This is a genomic window from Paraglaciecola marina (assembly GCF_004360155.1).
Classification (GTDB): domain Bacteria; phylum Pseudomonadota; class Gammaproteobacteria; order Enterobacterales; family Alteromonadaceae; genus Paraglaciecola; species Paraglaciecola marina.
Genome location: NZ_SAIS01000001.1, coordinates 57739 through 83077, shown reverse-complemented (window position 1 = coordinate 83077; position 25339 = coordinate 57739). Strand labels below are relative to the sequence as shown.

The following is a 25339-nucleotide window of genomic DNA, read 5'->3' as shown; positions in this document are numbered from 1 at the left end:
CCTTTAATTTGCTGTATTTTGTGCTAAATGCGCTTTTAATAGATTTTCTGATGGTGGGGGAAGCTGTAAATAGTAGCCTTTAACTGTCAACTCACTACGTAATTTTTTAATATCAACTTGAGCTAAAGGACGGTCTTTTTTTAAAGGCATAATCATTAAAAACACAGGCGTTCCAAAGGTTTTCATTAAGGCATCAGGTACCTTAGAAAAATCGTCTCTTCCGGGTACATATAGATATGTCTCCTGCTTTTTACTGCTTTTGTACACTGCACATAACATTATTCAGCTTCCTCAATTTGGCTTATAGCAGTCTTTAAATTATCTACTTTAAGAAGTTCTGGAATTAAATATTTTTTGCGCCAACCACTTAATAAATCGGGCATTAACCCTAACGCTTTGGTTTCATCAAAGTTTAACCAACACCATTTAAATAATTGGTTTAATTGTTTTTTTGACCCCATTAACTCTATAGGCACCTCAAGTTCTGTAGCGACTTGCTCGCATATTTTTTTAACTCGAGCGTGTGTATTTTTATATTCTGGAAATAAGTTTATTCTTTCAATATTTGCTGGATAAGAGGCAGGGTCAACTACATCACATTCAGAGACGATAGCAAGCAGAGTTTGCCCATGAATTCTTATTTCATGGGGGTTCATACCTTGTATTCCCCTGAGATCATTTTTGGTGATAGGTTGACGCCTAGCTATTTCTATTAAATTTTCTTCACGTACCACAAAATTCAACGCTAAATCTCTTTCTCTGGCAGTTTTTGTGCGCCACGCTGCTAAGTGTTTCAAGGTAAGCAAGGGTTTGCCTGACAATTTCCAGTTATTTTTAACCGTCAAATACACTGCATCTAATGGTAACTCTGATTGTTTTTTACGGGCTAACTGTTCAATTTCTGCATAAACCCATGGCAACTTTTGTTGTTGCTCCACTTTGGCTTTTAATTCTGGATATAGTTGGAATAAATACAACACATCATTGGCAGCATATACACATTGCTGTTCACTTAGTGGGCGAGCGATCCAATCTGTTCTGGACTCACCTTTATCAACCACTACCCCTAGCATCATCTCAACTAATTTTGCATAACCTAATGCAGGACCCATACCCACAATGCTCGCTGCAAACTGACTATCAAAAATTGGCGCTGGAACCACTTTTAAAGCGTGCCAAAATGCTTCTAAATCTTCGGAGCATGAGTGTAAAACCTTAACGACCTTTGGGTTAGTCAACAATGATTGTAAACTTGAAAAATCATCAATACTGAGTGGGTCAACCAAAACTAATTGCTTGCCATCATATATTTGAATCAAGCCAAGTTTGGGGTACAGAGTACGGGTTCTAACGAACTCAGTATCTACAGCAATGGCTTGCTCTTTGCTCGCTTGCAGGCAAAAATCATTTAATGCCTGAGTGTCTGTTATAAAAGTATATTGCATGGGGGTCCAAAATCGGCTGGTAACAGATAAAAAACCGGCTAAAGCCGGTTTTTTATCTGAAATTTAAACTAGTTTAACTAGGCTTTATTCATCTCTTAACTCTCTACGGAGTATCTTACCAACATTACTTTTAGGAAGCTCGTTTCTAAACTCAACTTTTTTAGGAACTTTGTACCCAGTTAGGTGTTCACGGCAATGTTTTATCACATCATCTTCTGTTAACGCTTCGTTTTCACTCACAACATAAACTTTTACGATTTCTCCAGAGTTTTCATGGGGCACACCTACAGCTGCGGCTTCTATTATGTCTGGGTGCATTGCAGTCACATCTTCAATTTCATTCGGGTACACGTTAAAACCTGAAACCAAAATCATATCTTTTTTACGATCGACAATATAGAAAAAGCCATCTTCATCGCATCTTGCTATATCACCTGTGGCAAGCCAACCATCTTTTATAATGTCATTCGTGGCCTCTTCACGATTCAAATACCCTGACATAACTTGAGGGCCTTTCACTAACATCTCACCAGACTCACCAAGGGCAACTTCAATACCGTCATCATCCACAAGTTTAATATCTGTGGATGGCACAGGCATGCCTATAGAGCCTTTATAAATTTTTAAGGATGGGTGATTAACAGTCACCACAGGGGAACATTCGGTGAGCCCATAACCTTCTAATAACACGTGTCCTGTTGTGGCTTTCCAGCGCTCGGCTACAGATTTTTGTACTGCTGCACCACCCGCTAAAGATATTTTGACATTGGTAAAATCAATATCAGAAAAACCCGCAGTGTTAAGCAGGCCATTAAATAATGTATTAACGCCTGTTATTATCGTAAATGGATATTTACTCAATGCCTTTACAAACGCAGGCATATCTCTTGGGTTAGTAATTAATAGATTTGGACAACCAAATTTTATGAAAGCTAAGCAATTCGCTTGCAGTGCAAAGATATGATAAAGAGGCAATGCCGTCACAACGTTTTCTTTACCAGGCACAACAACAGGCGCTAATATACTGGCTACCTGTTCTAAATTAGCCACAGCGTTTCTATGGGTTAACATCGCGCCTTTTGATACCCCAGTCGTTCCACCTGTATATTGTAAAAAGGCCAAGTCTTTGCCAGTTATGGTTGGTCGTGTATAGGTTTCAGATGCACCGATATTTAGAGCCTTTAAAAATGGTTTTGCTTCTGGTAAGTTGTAACTAGGCACCATTTTTTTAACGTATTTAATAGCGAAATTTACAGCCCATTTTTTAACGGTAGGCAACATATCTCCAATTGACGTTAACAGCACTTTCTCAATTGCTGTATCAGCAATCACTTCACTTAAAGTGCATGCAAAATTTTCTACAATAACAATAGCTTTAGAATTAGAGTCGTTTAATTGATGTTGTAACTCTCTCGCTGTATACAAAGGGTTAACGTTCACCACTGTCATACCCGCCCTTAAAACACCGAATAGTGCCACTGGGTATTGCAATAAGTTAGGCATCATAATAGCTACTGCATCGCCTTTCTTGAGGCCAATGCTTTGCAAATAGGCTGCAAAATCTTTAGATAGCTGATCGAGCTCAGCAAAGGTAATACTCTTGCCCATATTAATATAGCTAACGGTATTAGCATACGTCGCAGTTGACTGCTCAAACACATCCACAAGAGATGGATACTTATCTGCATCTATTTCTTTAGAAATGTCAGAGTCATAATTATTTAACCAAATTTTTTCCACTACGCCTCCGGGAATAAAATATAAAAACTACACAAACCACACACCTGAAGGCACTATAACCAAAACAACAGGTTGGACCACTACCTTAATGATACCTAATTTTTTAAAAATAGTAATCAACAAGTAGTTAACAAGTTTAACTTTTTATAAAACTGTCAATAACATCAGCTACTACTTTAGGGCTATCCATATGTAAATGATGATGCCCTTCAAGGATATGAAATTCCAAATCAGCAACCCAATCTTTCCTTGTATGAAAGGCTTCTGCCATTGACTGATAACCAGCATTCCCCATTACCGCCAAGACTGGACATTGAATATTACGCAAAAAACTTTCTGCTTGTGGAGCGGTCAGTCTCATTGGCGATAACGTTCTTAATCGTCGATCCGTTGTAAAACGCAATTGACCGCTGATCTCACGGGTGTTTCTTGCCACTAATAGACGCGCAGAATCAGAAGTAATATCTCCAACCATTGTTCTAGCTTCGACAGTACGTTCAAAATTAGTTGGGTGCCTTGATTTACTCTTTTGAGCTTTGAGTCTACTAATAATAGAATCTCTTAGTTGTGAGGGGCTCGTATGGGCTTCTTTAGTCAAAGGTCCGAATGATTCAATAGAAATATACTTTTTCACTCTTTCGCCAAAACAAGCACTATACAAAGAGCCAATAATTCCCCCCATCGAATGACCCATTAACACCAAAGAGGTCCAGCCTTGTGACTCCACCAATTCTTGTAAATCATAAACAAAATCGATTAGGTGATAATGAGCCCCCGCATCTCTATGGTCCGATAAACCATGACCAGCGAGATCAATTGCTACTATATAATAATCATTAAGGTACTTAGAAAGTGGTTCAAAACTAGCGGCGTTATCAAGCCAACCATGTAAAGCTAAAATCTGTTGCTTGTTTGGATCGCCATAACCTATCCCACGTATAGTGAGATTGTTTAACGAAAACTCCAGAGCTTGTTGCATTAATACCCTTTATTTCAAACACAAAAAAGCGGCAACTTCCTGCCGCTTTCACTGCGTTATTATGCCATATGTGGCCATAGGCCACCGCTATTTTTTTTGACTTTTCACTTTTATAGGCTTAGGTAAAGTTGTCGCTCCACTAGGCCTTGAGCCTTTTTTATGGAGGTTTGTAGAGCCCCGTATAATCAATCGATTATGGAACCCTCTGGAATAATGCCCATAGCCAAACCCGTAAGGCCATATACTTACACTACTTATGTTAACTCTTTGGATATTTTTCCATAAATGGTGTTGTAAAGCAGTAGCACTCGGAAATACGTATTCATGCTCACCCACTAAGCCTTCTTCTAAACCATTTAGCTCAGCTGTGAATGTCATAAGGCGACCAACCTGGTAAACCATAGGATCCATAAAGCCATTTACCGTAATACGATAACGGCCAATGCTCTCATCTCCAGAAATAGGTTTACCGTAACCAGTAAGAGGATAATGAACCATTTCTAGCACAGTTGAATCCGCTTTATTCTCTATTTTAGCAATTGCCCCACCCCAGCGAACTGTTTTACCTTTAACCAGCTCAGCTTTAGACGCGGCATCTTGATAACTTACTAATTGAGAAGCATCGTCAACTTGTAATTCTTCTGGAAAAGTTGCACAACCACTGACAAACATAGCTAACAACAATAAACTCACTCGTATGCTCATATATGCCTTCTTGATTTATTAAACTTCATGATATTTTATTAATTCTAACTGAACTGTGGCTGAATTTAACGGTTTTTTATCGGACACAACTCTCAAGTTATCTCACAAGTAAAAAATTATAGAGAATATTAGTGACAGCTAAACGAAAGTATCAACACCTAAAAGCAGTTGTATCCCTTCTCGTTGCTGGTCTTTAGCAATACTTTGATATGCGTTAATTGCAGACTTTTCGTTCAAAGTTGCTCCCGCTTGAGTGGCAGAATTTTGATTAAAACTATCGGCTTGCGCGAATGCTTTAGGGCTACCCGCTCTTATAATCTCAACTTTTGAAGGCGAACTAGCAGAGCTTTCGTCTTGAATAGGTTTAGTACCACGGTTTTTATCCCGAGAAGATCGAGATAAATCCGGTGCTCTTAAAGCATTTGAGAGTGAGTCTATGGCCAAAAAAACGTCCTAACGTATGGGCAATATATTGCCTCAAACTATATTTGAGGCCATGTTTAGCCGTTTATCCATACAAATTTCGTTCCAAAAACTAAAGCTGAATACTTACTCTCGTCCAGGTAGTTTCTTCCAAGTAACTTTATCTCGTAAATATACAGGTTGGATATCTTCAACATCAACGGCTAATCCCGCTTCAATTTGTGCCAACGCCAATGGCAACATATACAAAGCATTTGGGTATATCACATCAGAGATGACATTGACTTTATTATCGACGTCTAGAGCTTCATAGGCAGCCCACCCCGTCCCCACTCCTAGGTATTCACAATTTTCTGCTGTTTCAGGTAAGGCAACCTCTGGAGGTAATACACTCTCTTCAGCTATCAATCTTACAATCCCTTCACTAAAAGCATATTCAGCAAAATATACTTCAGCCATGCGAGCATCAATTGCGGCAAACACATGATTAACTTTAAACTTGTCACTCGCTTCTTGCGCCATGGCAGCTAGGGTTGAAATACCTACCACTTTTAAGCCCGTGCCCAAGGACAAGCCTTGCAAAATTCCTGTAGCAATCCGCACACCAGTAAAGCTTCCAGGGCCCCTTCCAAACCCCAAGTAATCCAACTCTTTTAAAGTTATATTAGCTTCGTGTAATACTTCATCAATCATAGGCAAAATTCGTTGACTATGTTGTTGTGGGCAAATCTCAAAACGGTTGTAGATTTTGCCATCTACTTGTACCGCTACTGAACAAGCTTCAGTAGCGGTATCAATCACTAATAAATTCACGGATTTTCCCCATGGATAGTATGCAAAAATTCAATTGCTTTGTTTAAGTCCCGAGTACGATGCATATCAGGCAAGCTCCCCATAAAAATCTTCCCGTAGTCCTTGGTAACTAATCGATTATCGCAAATCACCAAAACCCCTTTGTCGTCTTCATCTCTGATCAATCTGCCTGCACCTTGCTTTAAAGATATTGCTGCTTGGGGAATTTGTAATTGTGCAAAAGGGTTGCCCCCTTGCTTTCTGCAGTCATCAATCCGTGCTTGCAATAGTGGGTCATCTGGTGAGGCAAAAGGTAATTTATCAATTAACACGCAGGTTAAATCCTCTCCCCGCACATCGACTCCTTCCCAAAACGCCCCCGTCCCTAATAAAACTGCGTTTTTATTTTCTATATAACGCTCTAATAAAGCTCTTTTGGTAGTCGTGCCTTGAACAAGAATAGGGTTGTCTATTTTATCCTCTAATTGAGCAGCTACAGCGTTAAGGGCGGCATGACTAGTAAATAGCAAAAAACAGCGTCCTTTACTGGCTTTTACTAATTTAGCCGAAATATCAATTAAGGTAGCGCGCATTTCTCGAGCGTTAGGCTCGGGTAAAAATCTTGGTACACATAAAATAGCCTGTTTTGGATAATCAAAAGGACTATCTAATGACAAGGTAGTAGCATCATCTAAACCCATTTGCTTTTGAAAGTGGGTAAAACTTTCATCCACCATTAAGGTGGCAGAGGTAAACACCCAACTACGCTTAGGTTCAGCGATAAAATCAGCGAATTTTGAAGCAATACTCAAAGGTGTTAAATGCAGTACTATGTGGCGTTTTGTAGTTTCGTACCACAAACTCACCCCTAGTTTGGTGGTATCAATTAAACGAGACAACTTACCCTTAGCTTCTGAGATGCGCTCGAAGATATTATCAAGGTCTTTATCGCGACCAATATGTAATTTAGTCACCTCATACAACACCCCAAGGCAATCAGTTAGTTTACTGACTTGAGTTTGCACATCATCTCGAAGCAACATTTGTCGCCAATTGCCTTTGTGAGGATTTTCAGGAAATAAAATCCTTAAATCTGCAGCTATCATTTTGCATTTTTCAGCGGCAGTTTGTATTTGTTTAGCATCTTTTAGGGTGGTGCGATAAACCACATCTATGTCGCGACTTATGTCTTGAACTTGTCGGCTTGAGAACGTTTCACCAAAGTATTCACTCGCTATATCTGGTATTTGATGAGCTTCATCAAATATGACTAAATCTGCTTCGGGAATGAGCTCACCAAATCCAGTATCTTTTAATGCCATATCGGCAAAAAACAAATGATGATTGACCACAACCACATCTGCATCTAAGGCCTTGCGTCTAGCTTTGACCAAATAACAATCTTCATAATCTTGGCAATCTTTACCCAAGCAGTTATCAGTCGTTGAGGTTACAAAAGGTAAAACCTTCGCATCCTCTGCTAAAGATTTTAAATCTCCCATATCACCGGTTTTAGTACTTGATGACCACTGCCTTACTTGAGTTAATTCCGATAGTGTTTCACGCTCCAACAAGGTGCTATTACCACCATGCTGACGTAATCGATGAATACACAAATAATTAGAGCGACCTTTTAGTAGGGCTATCTTACCGTTACTATTTAAGGCTTTTTTGACTAAGGGTAAGTCCCGATGAAAAAGTTGCTCTTGCAAGTTTTTAGTGCCCGTAGAGACTATGGTTTTCTTGTTGGACAATATGGCAGGCACTAAATAAGCAAAGGTCTTTCCCGTTCCTGTACCGGCTTCGACAATCAACTTTGATTTTTCTTGAATCGTACGGCCCACTTCATTCGCCATATCGGTTTGTGCCTGACGTGGCGTAAATCCAGAAATCGCTGATGAAAGATCGCCAGTTTCAGAGAAAGTTTGTGAAATACTAGGCATAGCACCTTAAAAAAAGGACATGATAAAAATAAGATGGTTTAATTATGCCAAATACTTCGCCTGCAAACGAGTGTTATTCTTTGTAAGTCTAAGTAATCGCTGATTACCTGCGACTAAAAGAACATATTGAATTGAGTTAAAATAACGGTAGGTTAGAATATAACCTGCCAAAAGATAAATTTACTTTGAAGTATTTATGGATCCCATTACTGACTTAACCATTACCATGAGTCACCCCGACAAATCTAATACAGATAAACTTAAGCAAGCATGTATTGCTACTTGTGAAAGTATTGAAGGCGCGAATCGCACCAGTATTTGGCGACTACAAGATAACAATCAAAAAATAGAATGTTTAATGTGTTTTGATCGTCAAACCCATGAGTTTTCATCTGGGCAAATTTTAAGTAAATCTGATTTTCCAGAATACTTTGACGCAATTTTAGAAAATGAACATATTGTGGCATCAGACGCAAGAAATCACCCTTCAACAGAATGTTTCAACGCTGATTACTTTATACCTAATGATATCTATTCACTTCTTGATTACATACTACACCAAGACTTTTCACCTACAGGAATTCTTTGCTGTGAAAGTATTGGCTCTTTCAGCCAATGGCAAGAACAAGACTCAACGTCTCTTCGTAAAATATCGAATGTAATATCGATGTTTTTTACTCCAGGCGAATAACCTAGGCTAAAACGCCTTACCACTTAAAACAAAGTAAATAGCCTATTAAATGACTAACTCTTAGACACTTCCAGATTTACATTGTTGTTGTCGTAAATTTCCTACGAAAGGAGGCAAAATAAGCTCTTCAGTAATCACTTCAGATACGACTATGCCTGTTTGAGATTCTTGGATCCAAAGGGCTACAGAATCTTTATCTTCGGTAATCTTTCTGTTTAGCATGTAAGCCTTACCCTCATCTAGCGTTACTTTAAAATTAACTACCGCTTCTTTAGCTAAGTTCATTGACTCACTGTCACCAAACCTAGCTTTTACCCAAAGATCATGAGCACCACTTTTGAATTGCTTTGGCGAGGTCCAAGACACTGGCCTTTGGTTTTCACACATCAAATAAACAAGCTCAATGTCGTAATTTTGTAAACGCCTAAAATTTTCAAACCTAAAGTTATTATCAGCAATTTCTGGTGAAAAGTTGCTACAGCCTGATAAAACTAAACTAACTAATATACTTGGTAGTAAAATTTTCATTTTAAGATCCTTCAGCTTTAGTTAATACACTCTGCATTGTGACTTTACCTGACACTTTACCATCATTCAAACGGTAAATAAAAAACTCAGAAAAATTAAAAACCCTGAAAATACAGCTACCATTTTGCTAGATTTACTTTTCATGTTATTTTTTCCCGCAAATAATTTAAGAGCCATTTCTATGCCTAAAGCCAGTGAAATTAAAAAAAGTGCCGCAGTTGAACATAACGGTAAAGTGTACCTTGTTAAAGAAATCAACAAACTAACCCCAAGTGGCCGAGCCGGTGCTAGCTTGTATCGTATGCGTTTATATGAAGTAGGAACAGGGGCTAAAGCGGATGAAAGTTTCAAAGCTGACGAAGTATTAAATCTCGTAGATTTCCATCGTAGTAAAGTCACATTTTCTTATGTGGACGGTGATGAATATGTCTTCATGGACAGTGAAGACTATACTTCTTACTTCTTAAACAAAGACACAATCAGTGAAGAGCTGCCTTTTGTCACAGAAGACACTCAAGGGTTACAGGTTCTATTAGTTGAAGGTAAACCTGTCGGTATTGAATTGCCCCCCAACGTTGAGCTTGTTATCACCGAGACCGACCCGTCCATAAAAGGTGCGTCAGCAAGTGCTCGAACTAAGCCTGCCACACTAAGCACAGGTTTAGTGGTACAAGTTCCTGAATACATATCTAGTGGTGAAAAAATTAAAGTGAGTACTTCTGAAAGTAAATTTGTAAGCCGTGCTGACTCATAACCTCATCTAAACAAAGCCTACCAAGATAGAAAGCAAACTTCAGCGTTGCTTTCTATCTTGAGTTGCATATCTACTTCTACAATTTATTAGCTGGCTGCAGTCAAACTTACCACCACAGACTTATATGCTGGCGTATTACTTTTTTCAGCCACACTACTAAGTGGTATCAAATCATTGGTTTCGGGATAATAGGCAGCAGATGATCCTTGAGGTATCTCAAACTCGACTAAAGTAAAGCCTTTTGCAGTGCGAGTTTTAATATTTTCGTCAGGCCAATGACTGTGAATATCCACTATATCACCCGCTTCAAATCCGAAAGCTTTAATATCTTGGCCACTTAAAAAGAAAACCTTACGGCTACCATGGATCCCTCTGTACCTATCATTATTGGTATAAACCGTTGTATTAAACTGATCATGACTTCGAATTGTCATCATCAATAAACAGTTTTCGGGGACCGCTATGGGCTCAATTTGATGTACGATAAAGTTGGCTTTTTGGGTGCCAGTGGCAAACTTGCGGGCGTCTCGTACGGCATTAGGTAATACAAACTCACCTAACTCATCTATACGACGGTTAAAGTCTTCAAAACCGGGGATAACCTTAGCAATGCCATCTCGTATTAAACTATAGTCATCTCTCATACCCAGCCAGTTTATGTGACTAGCATCTAGGGTTAAATCTGCAAGTTCGGCGATTATGGCAATTTCGCTTTTTAATAAGTTCGATGCAGGGGAGATCTTCCCATGGGAGGTTTGCACGACTCCCATAGAGTTTTCTACGGTAACAGTTTGAACGCCAGAAGCTTGAGTATCAATTTCAGTTCGCCCCAATACCGGCATAATTAAAGCGTTTTTACCAGTATACAAATGACTTTGATTTAACTTAGTTGATAGCTGCACTGTCAATTCACAATTTGCCAAAGCATCCTTAGTTAATAAGTGATCAGGCATGGCCCTATAAAAATTTCCGCCTAAGGCAAAAAACACTTTAAGCTTGTTTTCGGCCATGGCGGTAACGGTTTCTACAGCGTCATAACCAAACTCTCTAGGGACCTCAAATTGATAGGTATGTTGCAAAGCATCAAGTAAAGCATCACTTGGTTTTTCCCAAATCCCCATGGTTCGGTCACCCTGCACATTACTGTGGCCGCGCACTGGACACACTCCCGCCCCTGGCTTACCTAGATTTCCCTGCAACATTAAAAAGTTTGTCATTAGCTGTATGTTAGCCACTGCATTCTTATGTTGTGTGACCCCCATAGCCCAGCAACAAATCGTCTTTTTAGAAGACGCCGCAATATCAGCCGCTTCATTAATTTGACTTAGGGTTAAGCCACTATGCTTAATAATGTCATCCCATGAGGATGCTAAGATATCTTGCTTGAATGCGTCATAACCATGGCAATACTCAGCAATAAAGTCTTTGTCTAATATATCTAAACCTGACTCATCCCTTTCAATCAAGGCCTTACACAAGCCCTTCAATAAAGCCACATCACCATTTATTTTTACTGGTAAATGTAAATCACGTAACTCTGTTCCTGTACCAATAACACCACTAACCTCTTGGGGATTTTTAAAACGTTTAAGGCCTGTTTCATCTAGGGGGTTTATAGAGACAATTTTAGCGCCATTACGTTTAGCGTCTTGCAGTGCGCCTAGCATTCTTGGGTGGTTTGAACCTGGATTTTGACCAAATACAAAAATGGCTTCAGCGTGCTCTAAATCTTCTAACGAAACAGTGCCTTTACCCACACCTATAGTTTCACCAAGACCCACGCCACTAGATTCGTGACACATGTTTGAACAATCGGGTAAGTTGTTGGTACCAAACTGACGCACAAATAATTGATACAAAAATGCCGCTTCATTGCTCGCTCGGCCAGAGGTATAAAAAGCCGCTTCATTTGGCGAGGCCAACTTACTTAAATGGGTAGCGGTTAACCCTAAAGCCATGTCCCAACTGATGGGTTTGTAGTGAGTGGCCCCTTCAGCCAAAAACATAGGTTCAACTAATCTGCCCTGGGCATTCAACCATCGGTCTGATTTTTGTTTAAGCTCTGCAACACTGTATTTGGCAAAAAAGCTCGCATCGACAATGTCTTTCGTTGCTTCATCTGCGATAGCCTTAGCGCCATTTTCACAAAATTCAAACGTAGCCCGCTTTCCTAGAGGATCAGGCCAAGCACAACCGGGGCAATCAAACCCTTCAATTTGATTTAAATGAGTTAACAAGCGGGTGCCTTTTATTGGGCCTACTTTACCACCCACATTTTTATAGGCAGAGACTACGGCAGGTATACCTGCTGCCCATTGCTTTTGAGGGGTGACCTGTAAGTTTTTAATCGCTATTTTATTAGTTGTCATATCACACTCCTTGGTGGGTAGGATTATCACTTAGTAGGTGTCCACCTGTGTATAAATTACAGTGCTCCGGCTTCACAAAGCCGAATAGGCAAATATCACAATCTTCAGCTAAATCAATCGCTAGGCTAGATGGAGCACCCAAAGCAATAATATAGTTAAGACCAGCCATCGCAGCTTTTTGTACCATTTCAAAGCCCACTCGACCGCTTAAAACCACTCCTGCGAGATTGTGATTCGAATTAGTAATCTTACCAAGGTTGGCACCAATGAGCTTATCCAAAGCGTTGTGACGTCCAACGTCTTCACGTACATCAAGTATATGAGCCTGATAATTAAACAGGGCCACACCATGATTGCCACCTGTTTGTTCAAAAAACGGTTGTCGCTCACTTAAACCTGCAACCAATTTAGAAACGCTTTGAACAGTTATACTATTTTGTTTGGTTGCAGAGTTCGCCTTTTTAGGCAGCTTTTCTAGCAGTTTTTCAATACTCTGCTCACCGCATACACCACAAGCCGAGTTCGCCACATCAGCTCTTTTAAACTGACTCACATCAACCCTTTTTGAAAAGGTAACCATAATACGATTAGTGGTGTGTCGCTTTAATCTGCCTGTGCCAGTGTAGTCGATAGAAAATACGTCAGATACATTTTGAATAATGCCACTACAAAACAACCAACCTAATACTAGGTTTATATCATCACCCGGGGTGCGCATAGTGGTATACAGTAGCTCAGCAGGTGGCGCATTTTTAGTGCTAAAACCAAACCAAACCTCTAAAGGCTCTTCTACTATAATCAGGTCAAAAACGGCAGAGTTCATCGTCAAGTTCTTTGTTTTTTTCGCCAAAGAAATGTTTTGGATAGAGTAATCTTTAATGGGTTTCAAACAAGCCAACAAATAAAATTTAATTGCCTAACAATGTCCACATCACAAAATGAGAACGTTCAGGTCATTAGAAAGGTAGAGAGGATACGCCTAAGATAAATATCCAACTAGCAAAAAACAACTTTAAATTTTTCGGCGAAAAATATAAAACTAACCTTTTAGCCAAAACGCCCCCAATGATAGCCCCCGCCCCGGCAAATAAAACTACCGGCCAGTATACAGCGCCTGTAACAATTAAGTGATATACAATCCCCCCCCATACAGTAAAGGCACTAATAATCACTGCAACAGCGATAGAAAAAGCCACATTAAAACCACGCACTATCAAATACACAGCGATTAACTCACCAACTCCGATAGACAACCAAGCAGTAATGCCTCCGCCTACAAAGCCAATAACAACTAACCCTATATAATCATACAAACTTAAGCGTATTTGAAAGTTTTGTACTTTAACCAGAAACACGCTACAAATAATTGCCAGAGATAAACATATAGAAAAAATTCCAAACCCTAGGTGCAAAGTATTTGGGTCACTAAATTGAGCTAAAGATTGAGAATTGTATTGAACTAAGCACAAACCAATAATCGAAGCGGGAACCGCTAAAAGCAAGACGTTTGGCAAGGTCTGCCAATCCCGGGCATCTGCAATGTTATATCGTTTAAGTTGCGTGAAATATGCATACCAAGTTAAAGCCCCTGCTGTCATACCACAGCACTGAATAGCAAAACTAGTGGCAACAGAAGCTTCGACATTAAAGCCCAATTGATTAAAGAAAGGGATAAATACTACACCGCCACCCGCTCCGGTCGCATTGGCAAAAATTGCTCCAAGCACCCCCAAAAAAGCAAATGCACCGTACTCTTGCAGTATTGACAATGGCTCACCTTGATATAGAAAAATACCAAACCATATACTAATCAATATTAGTGGAAGCCTTTGCATGGATGAGAGAGAGTTTATCAAGAAAATTTAAACCTAATGCGAGAAATAATTCTAAGCTTAACAAGCAATCAAATTAAGCAACCGTGAACACATTTGAACATAAAGTGATCAGGGTATCCAGTTCTGAATAAACGACTACAATGGGATTAAATATTATTTAACAATCATCTAATTTTTATTACTTATTGGTAATAAAAACAGGTATTTGGATAACATTAATCAAGTAGTGAGTAAAGATTATGTCGCCACTAACTTTAGGAAATAGAACCCCCTTTCAACACAGTCAAAAAGTGTCAGTCTGAAAAAATAGTTCTGCTGAGGGCAGTAACAATGAAAATAGCAGAGGCTTAGTATGTTGTAGCTCTTGAACATCAAATGGAATCTGCTGAACACACCTTTAAATAGATAATTATTGTTAGCATAGTTTTAGTAGTCACTCACGGTATTTAGTTAACAATACCGTGAGTGTAAAAAGCCATACCCCCTCCTTAAAAAGTCAAAACATTTATTTCTACATTATTAAGCTTGTTTTCAAGCCCAGTGTGATAAAGGCTCTCGATAGCGGTTACGCCAGAATACTCAGCTACTTTCACCTTATCATTCATATGCAGTGCGAAACTCTGCCATGCTTTTGCATAACACTCTGCAAAGCCTTCATGGCCCCATTCGCTAGTACGTTTTTTCACTTGGCTTGGCGCAAAGAAAAACTCACTATTTAGATGTCCTTGAGGTTTGTTTTGCTGGGCATCCACATCGGTAGAGCCAATCAAAATCAGCTTACCTAAGTTTTTAGCAAACCCTTGCTGCAACTTAAGCAATAAGCTTTTATTGCCCGCAAAATCTAAAACCCAGCTAGGTTTGCCTCCATCTAATGTATCAATGTCATCGTAAGTAACTACTTGGTCATAGCAGGCTAAACATTCGGTAAAAGACTTATTATGTGTAGATGTTAACCCTATCACCTTATAACTCAAACCACGTGCTTGCTTATGCTTCATTAATAAATGGGCCGTGCCATAGGCAGTTTTACTTGAGGCGCTGGTAACAAAAATCTGCACAACAGGGTTTACGAGCTCAGCTAGCCCTTCACCAACAAAATCATCTAATACAAAGGATGTCATAAACAAAGGGCGATAGTTTAATTGCCACGCTTCTCTACTAGCTTGATACCCAGGGTCTGTGGCGCAGCGCACATAGTTATCGTATACCGGAGAAATACTTTTACGTTTATCGCTAACATCAAAAAAGTGAGTGGCAGAGGTTTTACCAGCTTTAATGATTAAGTGAGAAGCCATGGGTAGATAGCCGTATACTTTTTCACCTACCTGCACATCCAAATGGTTAGATTTGATCACTGTAGCAAAGCCCCACATAGGCACGATCCCCCAGTTATCAGAGGCAGGAAAAAAGCCCCAATATCCCATTTTATCTCCAAATACAGCATAGGTAATATTGTTAGCAGAAAACCCTAATGAATCGATTTTCAGTAAAACCTCACCCTCTTGTAGTAGGTCAATATCTATATTTTTTTCAATAATTTTAGTGTTCGCGACATTAGACTTCTCAATCCAAACTTGGGTAACTGTAATAGAATTGCTCATATACTCTGCCTGTAGCTACTGATAATTAGTGGACTGAGTATAAGATTGAAGCCTAGGAGAAAGGCATCATAAATTTGAATGGCTCGGCATAAAACCCGCTGATTATCAGAGCCAAACAATGCTGACAATTCGAATCATTGACATTAATGATTTAAGAATGAGTGGGCAGCTACGAAACCTAAAGGCGACCTAGTACCAATAGCAGACATTTACTTGATACATTAAAACGAATTAAATTGATGAGAAATGATGCTCATAAGGGTCGTCCGCAATTAATTCCGGTCGAAGCTTAAAACTCTTTGACGCTACTTTTTTAGTATTTTTTATCCTATCTATACGAAAAATTCTAGGTGCATTTCTAAGGTGGTCCCAAGCAACGATGTACCAAACAGGCCAAGCGAGCATAAGATAATGAGGCTCTATGGTTCTCGAAGAACATCGCTTGTCTTCCGAGATATAATCAATATTCAAACAACGTTGTTCAAGAAAAGATTCACATATAGCCTGTGATATATCAATGTGGGCATCTGATGGTTGATATGCTGCTGCGCTCCTAAAATGTTTGCTTACAAATATCCGCTTTCGGATTCTGCTTACTTTAGAACGCTGATTTTCAGGAAATGCTTGATACAACTTCTGCTTAATGACTTGCAAATTACTTGTCATGAAGGGGAAATTTAGTGACTCAACGATTGCGAGCGCCAATAATAATTCAATCACCTCCTTGTGGCTTAACATAAGCCGTTCAATACCCCATCGACCTGCTAAACGAACACCTCCGCCCCGACCTCTATCTGACTCTATAGGGTATCCCTCATCTTTCAAGCTTGCTAGTTCGCGCATCAAGGTTCGTTGGCTAACTTGTAGGTGAGCTCGTAAATCAGATGTGGTCCAATGCTGTTCCGAACGCAGCATACCAAGGAGACGGCTTCGCCTTTCGACACGGCTTTTAAAGTTTGTCTTCGCCATAAATTTAATGTGTCATTAAGTGGCATATATTACGAGTATACTTCATTTCAATTGCTAGAGCTTAGAATTTTAAAAGCACCTAGCCAATTTCAACCATATCTTGACAATTGAACTTATCCACAAAGGAGCATCACGAAATGAAGCACTATTACAACTCAATGAGTAGAGCAATTACAACTGACTGGATATTAAAAGAGTTAGACGCACAACATGAACAAATTATTGTTAATTTTGCAGAAGATTCACCAGAGCTGCGCGATCTGCAAACTATTAATCCAATGGGTAAATTGCCTACACTGGTAGATGGCGAAGTCGTTGTTACAGAAGTAGCGGCAATATGTGCATATCTTGCTGATAAATATTTTAATAAGAAGCTCGCCCCTGCTTTAGATTCCAATCAAAGAGCACTATATTATCGATACCTATTTATTGCTGGAAATACCATTGAGCCAGCATTAACCTTAGCGGCTTCAAACATCGAGCACCCTAATTCAGCAACCGCTGGGTGGGGCGATAAAGCCCGAGTCCTGGAGGCTATTGAAACGATGACGCCAGAAAAAGATTGGGCTTTGGGAGAAGAATTTACAGCAGCAGACGTCGTTTTCGGCGGATTACTAGACTCTGCAGTTACTTTTGGAATGTTTACGCCATCACCTAAGGTTGCTGCATATATTTTTAGAATCCGGCAAAGACCTGCGTACAAAGAAACTCATAAGCCTTTTGACGAAGCATTGTCGTAGTTGCGTCTGTGTAAAAACAAAAATACTGTTTAAATGGGAGAAACTTGCGCGCATGAAAGCTTGAAGTATGCACGCAAGATGTCCGCTATACCTTAAGAGCAGCCATCTTCATGTCTAGATTTAGCTGTTTAAAGCAACTTTAAAATTGAGATGGATCAACTTCAGTTTTTCTCTCAAAACTGCTCATCAGACTAGGTCATGGCTTATCTATCAAAATTTCCTTCCAGATAGTAAACCTCTGCTAATAAGGCTAAACATAAACATCTAAATGCTTGGGGCCCTTCGGCTTTTTAGGGGCGGTATCTTGGCTTTGTTTAGCGTCATCTTTCTGAGCGGTTTGCTCATCAGGCTCTTGCTTTGCCTGATTTTGCTTTCTTCCGTTAGGGTCTTGTTGTTGACCTTTTAGTTTTTCATCTTCCTCTTTTAATGCTCGCGCCCTTGCTATCTTATCTATTTTTTCAATTTTTTGGGTGTCGTGGGCGATTGGCTCTTTACCTTCTCGAGGTAATACTGAAAACAATAAATCATTCACCATTTGCCTCTCTCCTTTCAGTCAAAATGAATAAACGCTCAATAATTGGACAACAAAATAAGCATTTCATTCAATCAAACCTATCATAGTTGATTTTATTGTAAGAAAGCAGGCACTTTCCCTGTAAATCCCCTTGCATTAACTAGGCCGATTGCATAATGTATGCGCCATAATTTAGGGCGTAGCAAATATTTACGCACTAACCACGATAGGGTAAGACAAAATTTTGAAAAACGTACTGCAAGCTATTCATCACCATCATAAAGCTTAACCTTTCAGGTTTGGGCTGGAAGGTGTATTGAATCCTTCTAGCGGCGCAGAATTTTTCTAAACCCCCGGAAGGCGACTTTCGGGGGTTTTTCATTTTTAAAGGTTTTTGTACTGAAATAGGTACACATTAGCCAGAGTTGAGCCACATCAATTTGACAATTAACTATTGATATTTAATCGGAATAAAAGATGACTGATAACAACAGACTTCGTATTGCAATACAGAAAAAAGGCCGTTTAAGTGATGACAGTATTTCACTGTTAAAAGCTATTGGCATTAAATTACAAATTCGCGACCGGTTATTAATAGCTCACTCGACTAATCAACCTATTGACCTTCTATTAGTGAGAGACGACGACATTCCTGGGCTAGTGATGGATGGCGTAGTTGACCTAGGCTTTATCGGACAAAATGAACTAGAAGAAAAAATGCTAGAGCGCCAAGCCTCTGGCAAAAAAGCTGAATATAAAGAGCTAAGACGACTTGACTACGGTGGTTGCCGTTTATCTATCGCAGTGCCTAACGAGATGGATTATCAAGGCATAGAATCATTAGAAGGTAAAAAAGTTGCTACAACTTACCCTTACCTACTAGAGCGTTTTTTCAAAGCGAAAAACATCAACGCCAGTACCGTAATGTTAACTGGTTCTGTTGAAGTTGCCCCTCGTGCTGGTGTTGCTGATGCAATTTGTGACTTAGTGTCTACTGGCGCCACGTTAGAAGCTAACGGTTTACAAGAAGCTGACGAAATATTCGTATCAAAAGCTGTGTTCATTCAACGTGCTGGCGACATGCCAGAAGCAAAACAAGCGTTAATTAATAAAATGCTACCCCGTATGGATGGTGTCACTCAGGCGAAAGAAAGCAAATACATCATGCTGCATGCCCCTAAAGCTTATTTAGAGCAAGTTAAAAGCTTATTACCAGGCTCTGAAACCCCAACTGTATTGCCGCTAGCCGGTAACGATGACGCAGTGGCGATTCATGTAGTAAGTCCAGAAACCTTATTCTGGGAAACCATGGAAAAACTAAAAGCACTAGGATGTAGTTCTATCCTTGTTATGCCAATCGAAAAAATGATGTCTTAAGATACTAAGCGAGTATTAATCATGGAAATATGGGCCAATTTAAATTCTGAGCAACAAGCTAAATTACTAAGTCGACCAGCCTTGTCTGATAACCGCTCTTTAAGTGAGGCGGTTGCAGATATTATTCAACAAGTTGCAGACCATGGCGATCATGCCTTAAAGCAACTAACCGAACGCTTTGACGGGGCTAAGCTTGAATCATTACGCCTTGCTCAAGACGAACAAGACACCTTTGCTAGCGCATTAAAGCCAGAAGTTAAATGGGCCATAGACCAAGCGTACGCCAATATTTACGCGTTTCATGAAGCTCAGTATCCAGAAGACATAGAAGTAGAAACTACCCCAGGAGTGGTATGCGAGCTTAAACATGCACCACTGGCATCGGTAGGCTTATACATTCCAGGGGGCACTGCGCCACTACCATCAACTGTGCTAATGCTTGGGGCAACAGCACAAGTAGCGGGCTGCCCTCGCAAAGTATTGTGTACGCCACCCAATAAAGATGGTGAAATCGCAGTAGAAATTCGCTACGCAGCCAGTCTTTGTGGCATTGACGAAATCTACCTAGTAGGCGGCGCACAAGCCATTGCTGCTATGGCATTAGGTACTGAGTCTATTGCTAAAGTCGATAAAATATTTGGGCCAGGTAATAGCTTTGTCACCGAAGCTAAACAACAAGTAAGCCGCATTCCAGCAGGCCCTGCTATCGATATGCCAGCTGGCCCATCTGAAGTGCTAGTGATTGCAGATAAAGACGCCAACCCAGTTTTTGTGGCATCTGATTTACTGTCTCAGGCAGAGCACGGCGCTGATTCACAAGCAGTATTAGTGTCTGATAGCGAAACCTTAATCAAAGCAGTAAAACAGCAGGTAGACTTACAGCTTGATACCCTAAGCCGTAAAGAAATTGCCGAAAAAGCCGTCAAGCACAGCCGTTACATTTTAACAGGCAGCCTAGAGCAAGCCTTTGAAGTAAGTAACCGCTATGCACCCGAGCACTTAATTGTACAAATAGAAAATGCCCGTGACAGCTTAGGTAAACTTACCAATGCCGGCTCAATATTTGTAGGCAAGTGGTCGCCAGAGTCAGCGGGAGATTACGCCAGTGGCACCAATCACGTATTGCCCACCTATGGCTATGCTCGCAATTACTCTAGCTTAGGCCTAGCAGATTTTATGCGCAGATTTACAGTGCAAGAACTGAGTTACCAAGGGCTTCAAAATATTGGCAACGCCATTATGGACCTTGCAGATGCCGAAGGTTTAGACGCCCACAGACAAGCCGTAGCCCTTAGATTAAACACTGAGGTGACAGAATGAGTGAGTTAGTCAACAAACTAGTATGCGAAAACCTTAAGGCTTTAAAGCCCTATGAGTCAGCACGCCGCATTTTTGCGGGCGGTGACAGCGACAGCGAAATCTGGCTAAATGCCAACGAGTCACCTTTTGCCAACGATTACGACGTCGATCCAGCTCACTTTAATCGTTATCCAGACTGTCAGCCACCAAGTGTTATTTTGCCTTACGCAGAATATGCAGGCGTTGAGAAAGACCAAATAGTAGTCACTCGCGGCGCAGATGAAGGGATTGAATTACTGATTCGTACGTTTTGCACACCAGGCAAAGACAGCATCTTAATCTGCCCACCTACTTATGGTATGTATGCCATCAGTGCCGAAACCTGCAATGTAGGGGTGAGTAAAGCGGTATTAAATGAAGATTTTTCATTAGATATCGACACCATAAAAACCTTCAAAAACAAGGTTAACCTGGTATTTATTTGCTCGCCTAATAATCCAACTGGCACATCGGTAGATAAAGCACAGTTAACTGAAGTTCTAGAGCACTTTGCTGACTCAGCGCTGGTTGTGGTAGACGAAGCCTATATTGAGTTTGATGCCGCCAATACTTGGACAAAAGAACTGGCGCAATATCCTAACCTAGTGGTACTGCGGACACTGTCTAAAGCCTTTGCTTTAGCAGGGATTCGCTGTGGGTTTACCTTGGCAAATCAAGATGTAATTCAAAGCATAATGAAGGTAATTGCTCCTTATCCTATGCCAGAGCCTGTAGCGCAAATTGCCGCACAAGCCTTAAGCCCAAAGGGGCTAGCGTTAATGGCCGAGCAAGTAGACTATTTGCACGGCCAAAAAGAACACTTGAAACAGCAATTAACCAAGTTTCCAGAAGTAACACTTGTGGGCGATGATAAAGCGAATTTCATTTTATTTCGTCACCCATTAAAACAAGCAATAATGGACTTTTTGGTCGCCAACTCAGTCTTGATACGCGATCAGTCAAAACAAATTAATTTAGATAATTGCCTTCGCATTACCCTTGGCAATCAACAACAAAATGAAAAGCTTTTGTCATTACTGACAGACTTTTTTGCACAGCAGGAACCATTAGCATGAGCCAGCAGCCTATTCTTTTTATCGACCGAGACGGCACCCTAGTTGAAGAGCCCGCTATCGACAAACAACTTGATACATTAGAAAAACTGGTTTTCGAGCCACAAGTATTACCCGTCTTACTTAAGTTGCAACAAAATGGGTTTCGTCTTGTCATGGTATCTAACCAAGATGGACTAGGTACAGATAGTTTTCCTCAGGCTGACTTTGATTTACCCCACAATAAAATGATGGACTTTTTTAGTAGCCAAGGCGTGGTGTTTGACGACGTACTCATTTGCCCTCACTTTGACGAAGACAACTGCACCTGTCGCAAGCCAAAACTGGGTTTAGTAAAAGACTACTTACAGCAAGGTAAAGTCGACTTTACTCGCTCTTTTGTGATTGGCGACCGCGACACAGATATGCAGCTTGCAGAAAACATGGGCATAGTCGGTATTAAATATCACCCACATGATAACAACTGGCTGGCCATAGAAAAGCAACTACTTGCATCAAGCCGAGTGGCCACTGTGGTCCGTAAAACCTCAGAAACCAATATAAACGTTACTGTTGATTTAGACTCAACGGCAAAATCAACCATAGAAACAGGGTTAGGATTTTTTGATCACATGCTAGATCAAATAGCCACCCACGGTGGCTTTGAGCTAACACTCACCACAGATGGTGATTTACACATAGATGACCACCACAGTGTAGAAGACACCGCCCTTGCCCTTGGTGAAGCCATGAAAAAAGCCCTAGGCGACAAACGTGGTATTGGCCGTTTTGGTTTTGCCTTACCTATGGATGAATGCCGCGCAGAATGTATTTTAGATATTTCTAACCGCCCTCACCTAAAATTTGAAGCAGAATTTAGCCGTGACCAAGTAGGCGAAATGGCAACTGAAATGGTGCCTCACTTTTTCTATTCGATAGCACAAGCCATGGGACTGTCGCTGCACTTGTCTACCACAGAGGGCAATGCGCACCATCAGGTAGAAAGCTTGTTTAAAGTATTTGGCCGGGCATTACGCCAAGCAATCCATAAGCAAGGTGAAGCATTACCAAGCAGTAAAGGTGCTTTGTAATGACGAAAGCACAGCAAATAGTAATAGTGAATACAGGGTGCGCCAATATATCTTCGGTGAAATTTGCAGTCGAACGTTTAGGTGTAAACGTGACTGTGAGTGATGACACTCAAGTGATTCAAACAGCCGACAAGGTATTTTTACCCGGCGTAGGCAGTGCCAACGCGGCTATGGCCAGCATAAAACAAAAGCAATTGGTTAGCTGTGTACAAAAGTTAACCCAGCCAGTACTTGGCATTTGTTTAGGTATGCAGTTAATGGTTGAAGCATCAGAAGAAAGCTTAACCGAGAGCACCGAGTGCCTAGGTTTAATACCAGGCCAAGTAAAACGCATGCAAGTGGGTGATTTACGCCTGCCTCACATGGGCTGGAATACCGTTACCCCTGTAGCAGACGCGCCCCTATTTAAAGGCATAGATGCCAACAGCTACTTTTACTTTGTACATAGTTTTGCTGTCGGTATCTCAGATTTTACTATGGCAAGCTGCCAATACGGCATGGACTTTTCAGCCGCCCTACACAAAGACAACTTTTTTGGTGTGCAGTTTCACCCAGAACGCTCTAGCGATGTAGGGTCACAGCTATTAAAAAACTTCATTGAGTTATAAACCCAGCGAATGAGAAAGGTTAGTAAATAAAATATGATCATCCCAGCCATAGATTTAATTGAAGGTTCAGTCGTACGTTTATACCAAGGCGATTACGAGCAAAAAACAGAATACAAATTAGACCCTATTGATGTAGTAAATAGCTACGCAGATCAAGGGGCTGAATGGTTGCATATTGTTGATTTAACAGGTGCAAAAGATACCAGTAAACGCCAATTAGATTTAATTGCAAAAATGGTGGCCACAGGCCGTATGCAGTTTCAAGCAGGTGGCGGTATTCGTAGCGAGCAAGACGTAGCCCAACTCCTAGAGATAGGCGTAAAGCGCGTAGTAATTGGTTCGTTGGCAGTTAAAGAGCCTGAACTCGTAAAAGGTTGGATCACTAAATATGGTGCCGATGCCATAGTACTCGCTTTAGATATTAATATTGATGAGTCAGGTAACAAGTTTATTGCTACTCACGGCTGGCAAGAAAACTCAGGGGTATCAATAGAAGCCCTACTCGAAGACTTTTTATCAGTGGGTGCCAAACATGTGCTGTGTACCGACATCAGCCGAGATGGCACCTTACAAGGCGCTAACCACCAGCTATACACAGAAATGACCGAGCGTTTCCCAACTGTAGGTTGGCAAGCGTCTGGTGGTATAGGCAAGCTTGATGACATTGCCATACTCAAGCCCACTAAAGTAAGTGGCGTAATTTTAGGGCGAGCCTTACTAGAAGGTAAGTTTACAGTCGAGCAAGCAATATCTTGCTGGAATACTACAAGTTAACCCTAAGATTGCTTTACAATAGACAAACAAGCGAATAACAAAATTATATAACGAATTAGGAAATTATCATGGCGGCTTTTGGTACAGTGTTTATGCCTAAAATGGCTCTCGCTACCTTTGAAAATAACCAGTGGAGCACACCTGAAATTGTTGACTCCAATAGCATTCAATTGCACCCCGGCGCTCACGTATTACATTATTCAAGTACCTGTTTTGAAGGCTTAAAAGCCTTTAAACATGCTGACGGCAGTGTGCATATTTTCCGCATGGATCAAAACATTGACCGCTTTGATCAAAGCAGCCGCTTGCTTTCTTTACCTGATATTGACCAGTCTCAAGTGTCACAAATGATTTTAGACATAGTGAGTCAGTACAGTAGCGAAATCCCTGAGCCTCCAGGCTCAATGTATATTCGCCCAACCCATATTGGTACCGAAGCCGCTATTGGTAAAGCAGCAGCACCGAGTATTAACTCTATGTTGTATGTGCTGATTTCACCAGTAGGTGACTACTTTGCAGGGGGCGCTAAGCCACTAAGAGTATTACTAGACGAAACCGGCATGCGCTGTGCGCCGCACATGGGCATGATAAAAAGTGGTGGTAACTATGCCAGCGCACTAGGGCCCATTATTGCCGCTAAAGAAGAGGTACAAGCAGACCAAATTTTGTTTTGCCCTAACGGCGATGTACAAGAAACAGGCGCAGCTAACTTCTTACTCATAGATGGCAACGAAATCATAACCAAAGCACTCGACTCAAGCTTTCTACACGGCGTAACTCGTAGCTCTATTCTAACCTTAGCCGCCGACCTTGGGATGAAAGTTACCGAAACCCAGTTGTCGGTTGATGAGCTGTTACAACGGGCTGCAAAACCTGGTGTAGAAGCGGCCTTGTCGGGTACAGCTGCAGTACTAACTTCTGTTGGCACCCTTATTCACAATGATAAAGAGCACACAGTAGGTAGCGGTGAACACGGGCCAATCACCCAAAAGTTACGCCAAGCGCTAAATGATATCCAATGGGGTAAAGCGCCAGACACCCACAATTGGTTAACCCGAGTTAAATAAGGCC

The 25339-nt window shown here is 40.8% G+C and carries 25 protein-coding genes and 1 other annotated feature; of the genes, 10 read left to right on the top strand and 15 right to left on the bottom strand.

Going from position 1 to position 25339, the window contains the following annotated elements; all coding sequences use genetic code 11:
• Positions 1-3: 3 nt before the first annotated feature.
• From EOK74_RS06385 to EOK74_RS06350, 8 genes are all read right to left on the bottom strand, one after another.
• On the bottom strand, positions 4-279 hold the full coding sequence (locus EOK74_RS06385) for a YcgL domain-containing protein (RefSeq protein ID WP_133469164.1): 276 nt from the start codon (positions 277-279) through the stop codon (positions 4-6).
• A complete protein-coding gene (gene rnd, locus EOK74_RS06380) occupies positions 279-1445 on the bottom strand; it encodes a ribonuclease D (RefSeq protein WP_133469163.1) in 1167 nt (388 codons plus the stop codon). Before rnd ends, EOK74_RS06385 begins: the two co-directional genes overlap by 1 nt.
• A gap of 84 nt (positions 1446-1529) precedes the next feature.
• Positions 1530-3185 (bottom strand): long-chain-fatty-acid--CoA ligase FadD, encoded by a 1656-nt coding sequence (gene fadD, locus EOK74_RS06375; protein WP_133469162.1) that lies wholly within the window; start codon positions 3183-3185, stop codon positions 1530-1532.
• Positions 3186-3321: 136 nt separating this feature from the next.
• The gene (locus EOK74_RS06370; protein ID WP_133469161.1) at positions 3322-4164 is read right to left on the bottom strand and encodes an alpha/beta fold hydrolase; all 843 of its coding nucleotides are present in this window, start codon (positions 4162-4164) and stop codon (positions 3322-3324) included.
• Positions 4165-4251: 87 nt separating this feature from the next.
• Positions 4252-4869, bottom strand: coding sequence for a Slp family lipoprotein (locus EOK74_RS06365; protein WP_133469160.1), 618 nt, complete (start codon positions 4867-4869; stop codon positions 4252-4254).
• A gap of 138 nt (positions 4870-5007) precedes the next feature.
• Positions 5008-5313, bottom strand: coding sequence for a hypothetical protein (locus tag EOK74_RS06360; RefSeq protein WP_133469158.1), 306 nt, complete (start codon positions 5311-5313; stop codon positions 5008-5010).
• Positions 5314-5418: 105 nt separating this feature from the next.
• Positions 5419-6105, bottom strand: a complete 687-nt coding sequence (gene tsaB / locus EOK74_RS06355; RefSeq protein ID WP_133469156.1) for a tRNA (adenosine(37)-N6)-threonylcarbamoyltransferase complex dimerization subunit type 1 TsaB — start codon at positions 6103-6105, stop codon at positions 5419-5421.
• Positions 6102-8027: a DNA repair helicase YoaA gene (locus EOK74_RS06350; RefSeq protein WP_133469154.1), complete on the bottom strand. Its 1926-nt coding sequence runs from the start codon at positions 8025-8027 to the stop codon at positions 6102-6104. Before EOK74_RS06350 ends, tsaB begins: the two co-directional genes overlap by 4 nt.
• A 196-nt stretch (positions 8028-8223) precedes the next feature.
• Between EOK74_RS06350 and EOK74_RS06345 the strand changes: the two genes are divergently transcribed.
• Positions 8224-8718: a histidine kinase gene (locus EOK74_RS06345; RefSeq protein ID WP_133469152.1), complete on the top strand. Its 495-nt coding sequence runs from the start codon at positions 8224-8226 to the stop codon at positions 8716-8718.
• Between the two features lie 60 nt (positions 8719-8778).
• On the opposite strand, the gene EOK74_RS06340 is transcribed toward EOK74_RS06345, so the two are convergent.
• A complete protein-coding gene (locus tag EOK74_RS06340) occupies positions 8779-9246 on the bottom strand; it encodes a hypothetical protein (RefSeq protein WP_133469150.1) in 468 nt (155 codons plus the stop codon).
• A gap of 181 nt (positions 9247-9427) precedes the next feature.
• Here EOK74_RS06340 and efpL point away from each other — a divergent pair, with 181 nt between their 5' ends.
• On the top strand, positions 9428-10000 hold the full coding sequence (gene efpL / locus EOK74_RS06335; protein ID WP_133469148.1) for an elongation factor P-like protein EfpL: 573 nt from the start codon (positions 9428-9430) through the stop codon (positions 9998-10000).
• Positions 10001-10086: 86 nt separating this feature from the next.
• Here the strand turns inward: efpL and EOK74_RS06330 are convergent, their stop codons facing one another.
• From EOK74_RS06330 to EOK74_RS06310, 5 genes are all read right to left on the bottom strand, one after another.
• Positions 10087-12369: an FdhF/YdeP family oxidoreductase gene (locus EOK74_RS06330; protein ID WP_133469147.1), complete on the bottom strand. Its 2283-nt coding sequence runs from the start codon at positions 12367-12369 to the stop codon at positions 10087-10089.
• A 1-nt stretch (position 12370) separates the two neighbouring features.
• Entirely contained in the window at positions 12371-13192 is an 822-nt protein-coding gene (gene fdhD / locus EOK74_RS06325; protein ID WP_133469145.1) for a formate dehydrogenase accessory sulfurtransferase FdhD, read from the bottom strand.
• A gap of 133 nt (positions 13193-13325) precedes the next feature.
• The gene (locus tag EOK74_RS06320) at positions 13326-14204 is read right to left on the bottom strand and encodes a sulfite exporter TauE/SafE family protein (RefSeq protein ID WP_133469700.1); all 879 of its coding nucleotides are present in this window, start codon (positions 14202-14204) and stop codon (positions 13326-13328) included.
• Between the two features lie 488 nt (positions 14205-14692).
• On the bottom strand, positions 14693-15805 hold the full coding sequence (locus EOK74_RS06315) for a DUF2855 family protein (protein WP_133469143.1): 1113 nt from the start codon (positions 15803-15805) through the stop codon (positions 14693-14695).
• A 231-nt stretch (positions 15806-16036) separates the two neighbouring features.
• Complete coding sequence (locus tag EOK74_RS06310; protein WP_133469141.1) at positions 16037-16774, bottom strand: helix-turn-helix transcriptional regulator; 738 nt, start codon at positions 16772-16774, stop codon at positions 16037-16039.
• Positions 16775-16911: 137 nt separating this feature from the next.
• Here EOK74_RS06310 and EOK74_RS06305 point away from each other — a divergent pair, with 137 nt between their 5' ends.
• The gene (locus EOK74_RS06305; RefSeq protein ID WP_133469139.1) at positions 16912-17514 is read left to right on the top strand and encodes a glutathione S-transferase family protein; all 603 of its coding nucleotides are present in this window, start codon (positions 16912-16914) and stop codon (positions 17512-17514) included.
• A 250-nt stretch (positions 17515-17764) separates the two neighbouring features.
• Here the strand turns inward: EOK74_RS06305 and EOK74_RS06300 are convergent, their stop codons facing one another.
• On the bottom strand, positions 17765-18049 hold the full coding sequence (locus tag EOK74_RS06300; protein WP_133469137.1) for a hypothetical protein: 285 nt from the start codon (positions 18047-18049) through the stop codon (positions 17765-17767).
• 243 nt (positions 18050-18292) lie between these two features.
• Positions 18293-18408, top strand: a sequence feature (His leader region).
• Between the two features lie 97 nt (positions 18409-18505).
• Between EOK74_RS06300 and hisG the strand changes: the two genes are divergently transcribed.
• The 7 genes from hisG (at position 18506) to EOK74_RS06265 (ending at position 25335) form a co-directional block, all read left to right on the top strand.
• The gene (hisG, locus tag EOK74_RS06295) at positions 18506-19405 is read left to right on the top strand and encodes an ATP phosphoribosyltransferase (RefSeq protein ID WP_133469135.1); all 900 of its coding nucleotides are present in this window, start codon (positions 18506-18508) and stop codon (positions 19403-19405) included.
• A 21-nt stretch (positions 19406-19426) separates the two neighbouring features.
• Positions 19427-20725: a histidinol dehydrogenase gene (gene hisD, locus EOK74_RS06290; RefSeq protein WP_133469133.1), complete on the top strand. Its 1299-nt coding sequence runs from the start codon at positions 19427-19429 to the stop codon at positions 20723-20725.
• Positions 20722-21819 (top strand): histidinol-phosphate transaminase, encoded by a 1098-nt coding sequence (gene hisC / locus EOK74_RS06285; protein ID WP_133469131.1) that lies wholly within the window; start codon positions 20722-20724, stop codon positions 21817-21819. The genes hisD and hisC overlap by 4 nt, the downstream gene beginning before the upstream one ends.
• Positions 21816-22886, top strand: a complete 1071-nt coding sequence (gene hisB / locus EOK74_RS06280; RefSeq protein WP_133469129.1) for a bifunctional histidinol-phosphatase/imidazoleglycerol-phosphate dehydratase HisB — start codon at positions 21816-21818, stop codon at positions 22884-22886. Before hisC ends, hisB begins: the two co-directional genes overlap by 4 nt.
• Positions 22886-23494, top strand: coding sequence for an imidazole glycerol phosphate synthase subunit HisH (hisH, locus tag EOK74_RS06275; protein ID WP_133469127.1), 609 nt, complete (start codon positions 22886-22888; stop codon positions 23492-23494). The genes hisB and hisH overlap by 1 nt, the downstream gene beginning before the upstream one ends.
• 33 nt (positions 23495-23527) lie before the next feature.
• Entirely contained in the window at positions 23528-24268 is a 741-nt protein-coding gene (gene hisA, locus EOK74_RS06270) for a 1-(5-phosphoribosyl)-5-[(5-phosphoribosylamino)methylideneamino]imidazole-4-carboxamide isomerase (protein ID WP_133469125.1), read from the top strand.
• Between the two features lie 68 nt (positions 24269-24336).
• Positions 24337-25335 carry a branched-chain amino acid aminotransferase gene (locus EOK74_RS06265; protein WP_133469123.1) on the top strand — a complete coding sequence of 333 codons (999 nt, stop codon included), beginning with the start codon at positions 24337-24339 and terminating at the stop codon, positions 25333-25335.
• Positions 25336-25339 lie beyond the last annotated feature (4 nt).

Excerpts from the sequence above, each read along its gene's own strand:
- hisA (WP_133469125.1), top strand. The coding sequence starts at position 23,528 with ATGATCATCCCAGCCATAGATTTAATTGAAGGTTCAGTCGTACGTTTA.
- EOK74_RS06345 (WP_133469152.1), top strand. The coding sequence starts at position 8,224 with ATGGATCCCATTACTGACTTAACCATTACCATGAGTCACCCCGACAAA.
- hisB (WP_133469129.1), top strand. The coding sequence starts at position 21,816 with ATGAGCCAGCAGCCTATTCTTTTTATCGACCGAGACGGCACCCTAGTT.
- EOK74_RS06265 (WP_133469123.1), top strand. The coding sequence starts at position 24,337 with ATGGCGGCTTTTGGTACAGTGTTTATGCCTAAAATGGCTCTCGCTACC.
- hisD (WP_133469133.1), top strand. The coding sequence starts at position 19,427 with ATGGAAATATGGGCCAATTTAAATTCTGAGCAACAAGCTAAATTACTA.
- EOK74_RS06370 (WP_133469161.1), bottom strand. The coding sequence starts at position 4,164 with ATGCAACAAGCTCTGGAGTTTTCGTTAAACAATCTCACTATACGTGGG.
- EOK74_RS06320 (WP_133469700.1), bottom strand. The coding sequence starts at position 14,204 with ATGCAAAGGCTTCCACTAATATTGATTAGTATATGGTTTGGTATTTTT.
- hisG (WP_133469135.1), top strand. The coding sequence starts at position 18,506 with ATGACTGATAACAACAGACTTCGTATTGCAATACAGAAAAAAGGCCGT.
- EOK74_RS06300 (WP_133469137.1), bottom strand. The coding sequence starts at position 18,049 with ATGGTGAATGATTTATTGTTTTCAGTATTACCTCGAGAAGGTAAAGAG.
- EOK74_RS06385 (WP_133469164.1), bottom strand. The coding sequence starts at position 279 with ATGTTATGTGCAGTGTACAAAAGCAGTAAAAAGCAGGAGACATATCTA.
- EOK74_RS06340 (WP_133469150.1), bottom strand. The coding sequence starts at position 9,246 with ATGAAAATTTTACTACCAAGTATATTAGTTAGTTTAGTTTTATCAGGC.
- EOK74_RS06310 (WP_133469141.1), bottom strand. The coding sequence starts at position 16,774 with ATGGCGAAGACAAACTTTAAAAGCCGTGTCGAAAGGCGAAGCCGTCTC.
- EOK74_RS06365 (WP_133469160.1), bottom strand. The coding sequence starts at position 4,869 with ATGAGCATACGAGTGAGTTTATTGTTGTTAGCTATGTTTGTCAGTGGT.
- EOK74_RS06330 (WP_133469147.1), bottom strand. The coding sequence starts at position 12,369 with ATGACAACTAATAAAATAGCGATTAAAAACTTACAGGTCACCCCTCAA.
- hisH (WP_133469127.1), top strand. The coding sequence starts at position 22,886 with ATGACGAAAGCACAGCAAATAGTAATAGTGAATACAGGGTGCGCCAAT.
- fdhD (WP_133469145.1), bottom strand. The coding sequence starts at position 13,192 with ATGAACTCTGCCGTTTTTGACCTGATTATAGTAGAAGAGCCTTTAGAG.
- EOK74_RS06350 (WP_133469154.1), bottom strand. The coding sequence starts at position 8,027 with ATGCCTAGTATTTCACAAACTTTCTCTGAAACTGGCGATCTTTCATCA.
- efpL (WP_133469148.1), top strand. The coding sequence starts at position 9,428 with ATGCCTAAAGCCAGTGAAATTAAAAAAAGTGCCGCAGTTGAACATAAC.
- hisC (WP_133469131.1), top strand. The coding sequence starts at position 20,722 with ATGAGTGAGTTAGTCAACAAACTAGTATGCGAAAACCTTAAGGCTTTA.
- EOK74_RS06315 (WP_133469143.1), bottom strand. The coding sequence starts at position 15,805 with ATGAGCAATTCTATTACAGTTACCCAAGTTTGGATTGAGAAGTCTAAT.
- rnd (WP_133469163.1), bottom strand. The coding sequence starts at position 1,445 with ATGCAATATACTTTTATAACAGACACTCAGGCATTAAATGATTTTTGC.
- EOK74_RS06305 (WP_133469139.1), top strand. The coding sequence starts at position 16,912 with ATGAAGCACTATTACAACTCAATGAGTAGAGCAATTACAACTGACTGG.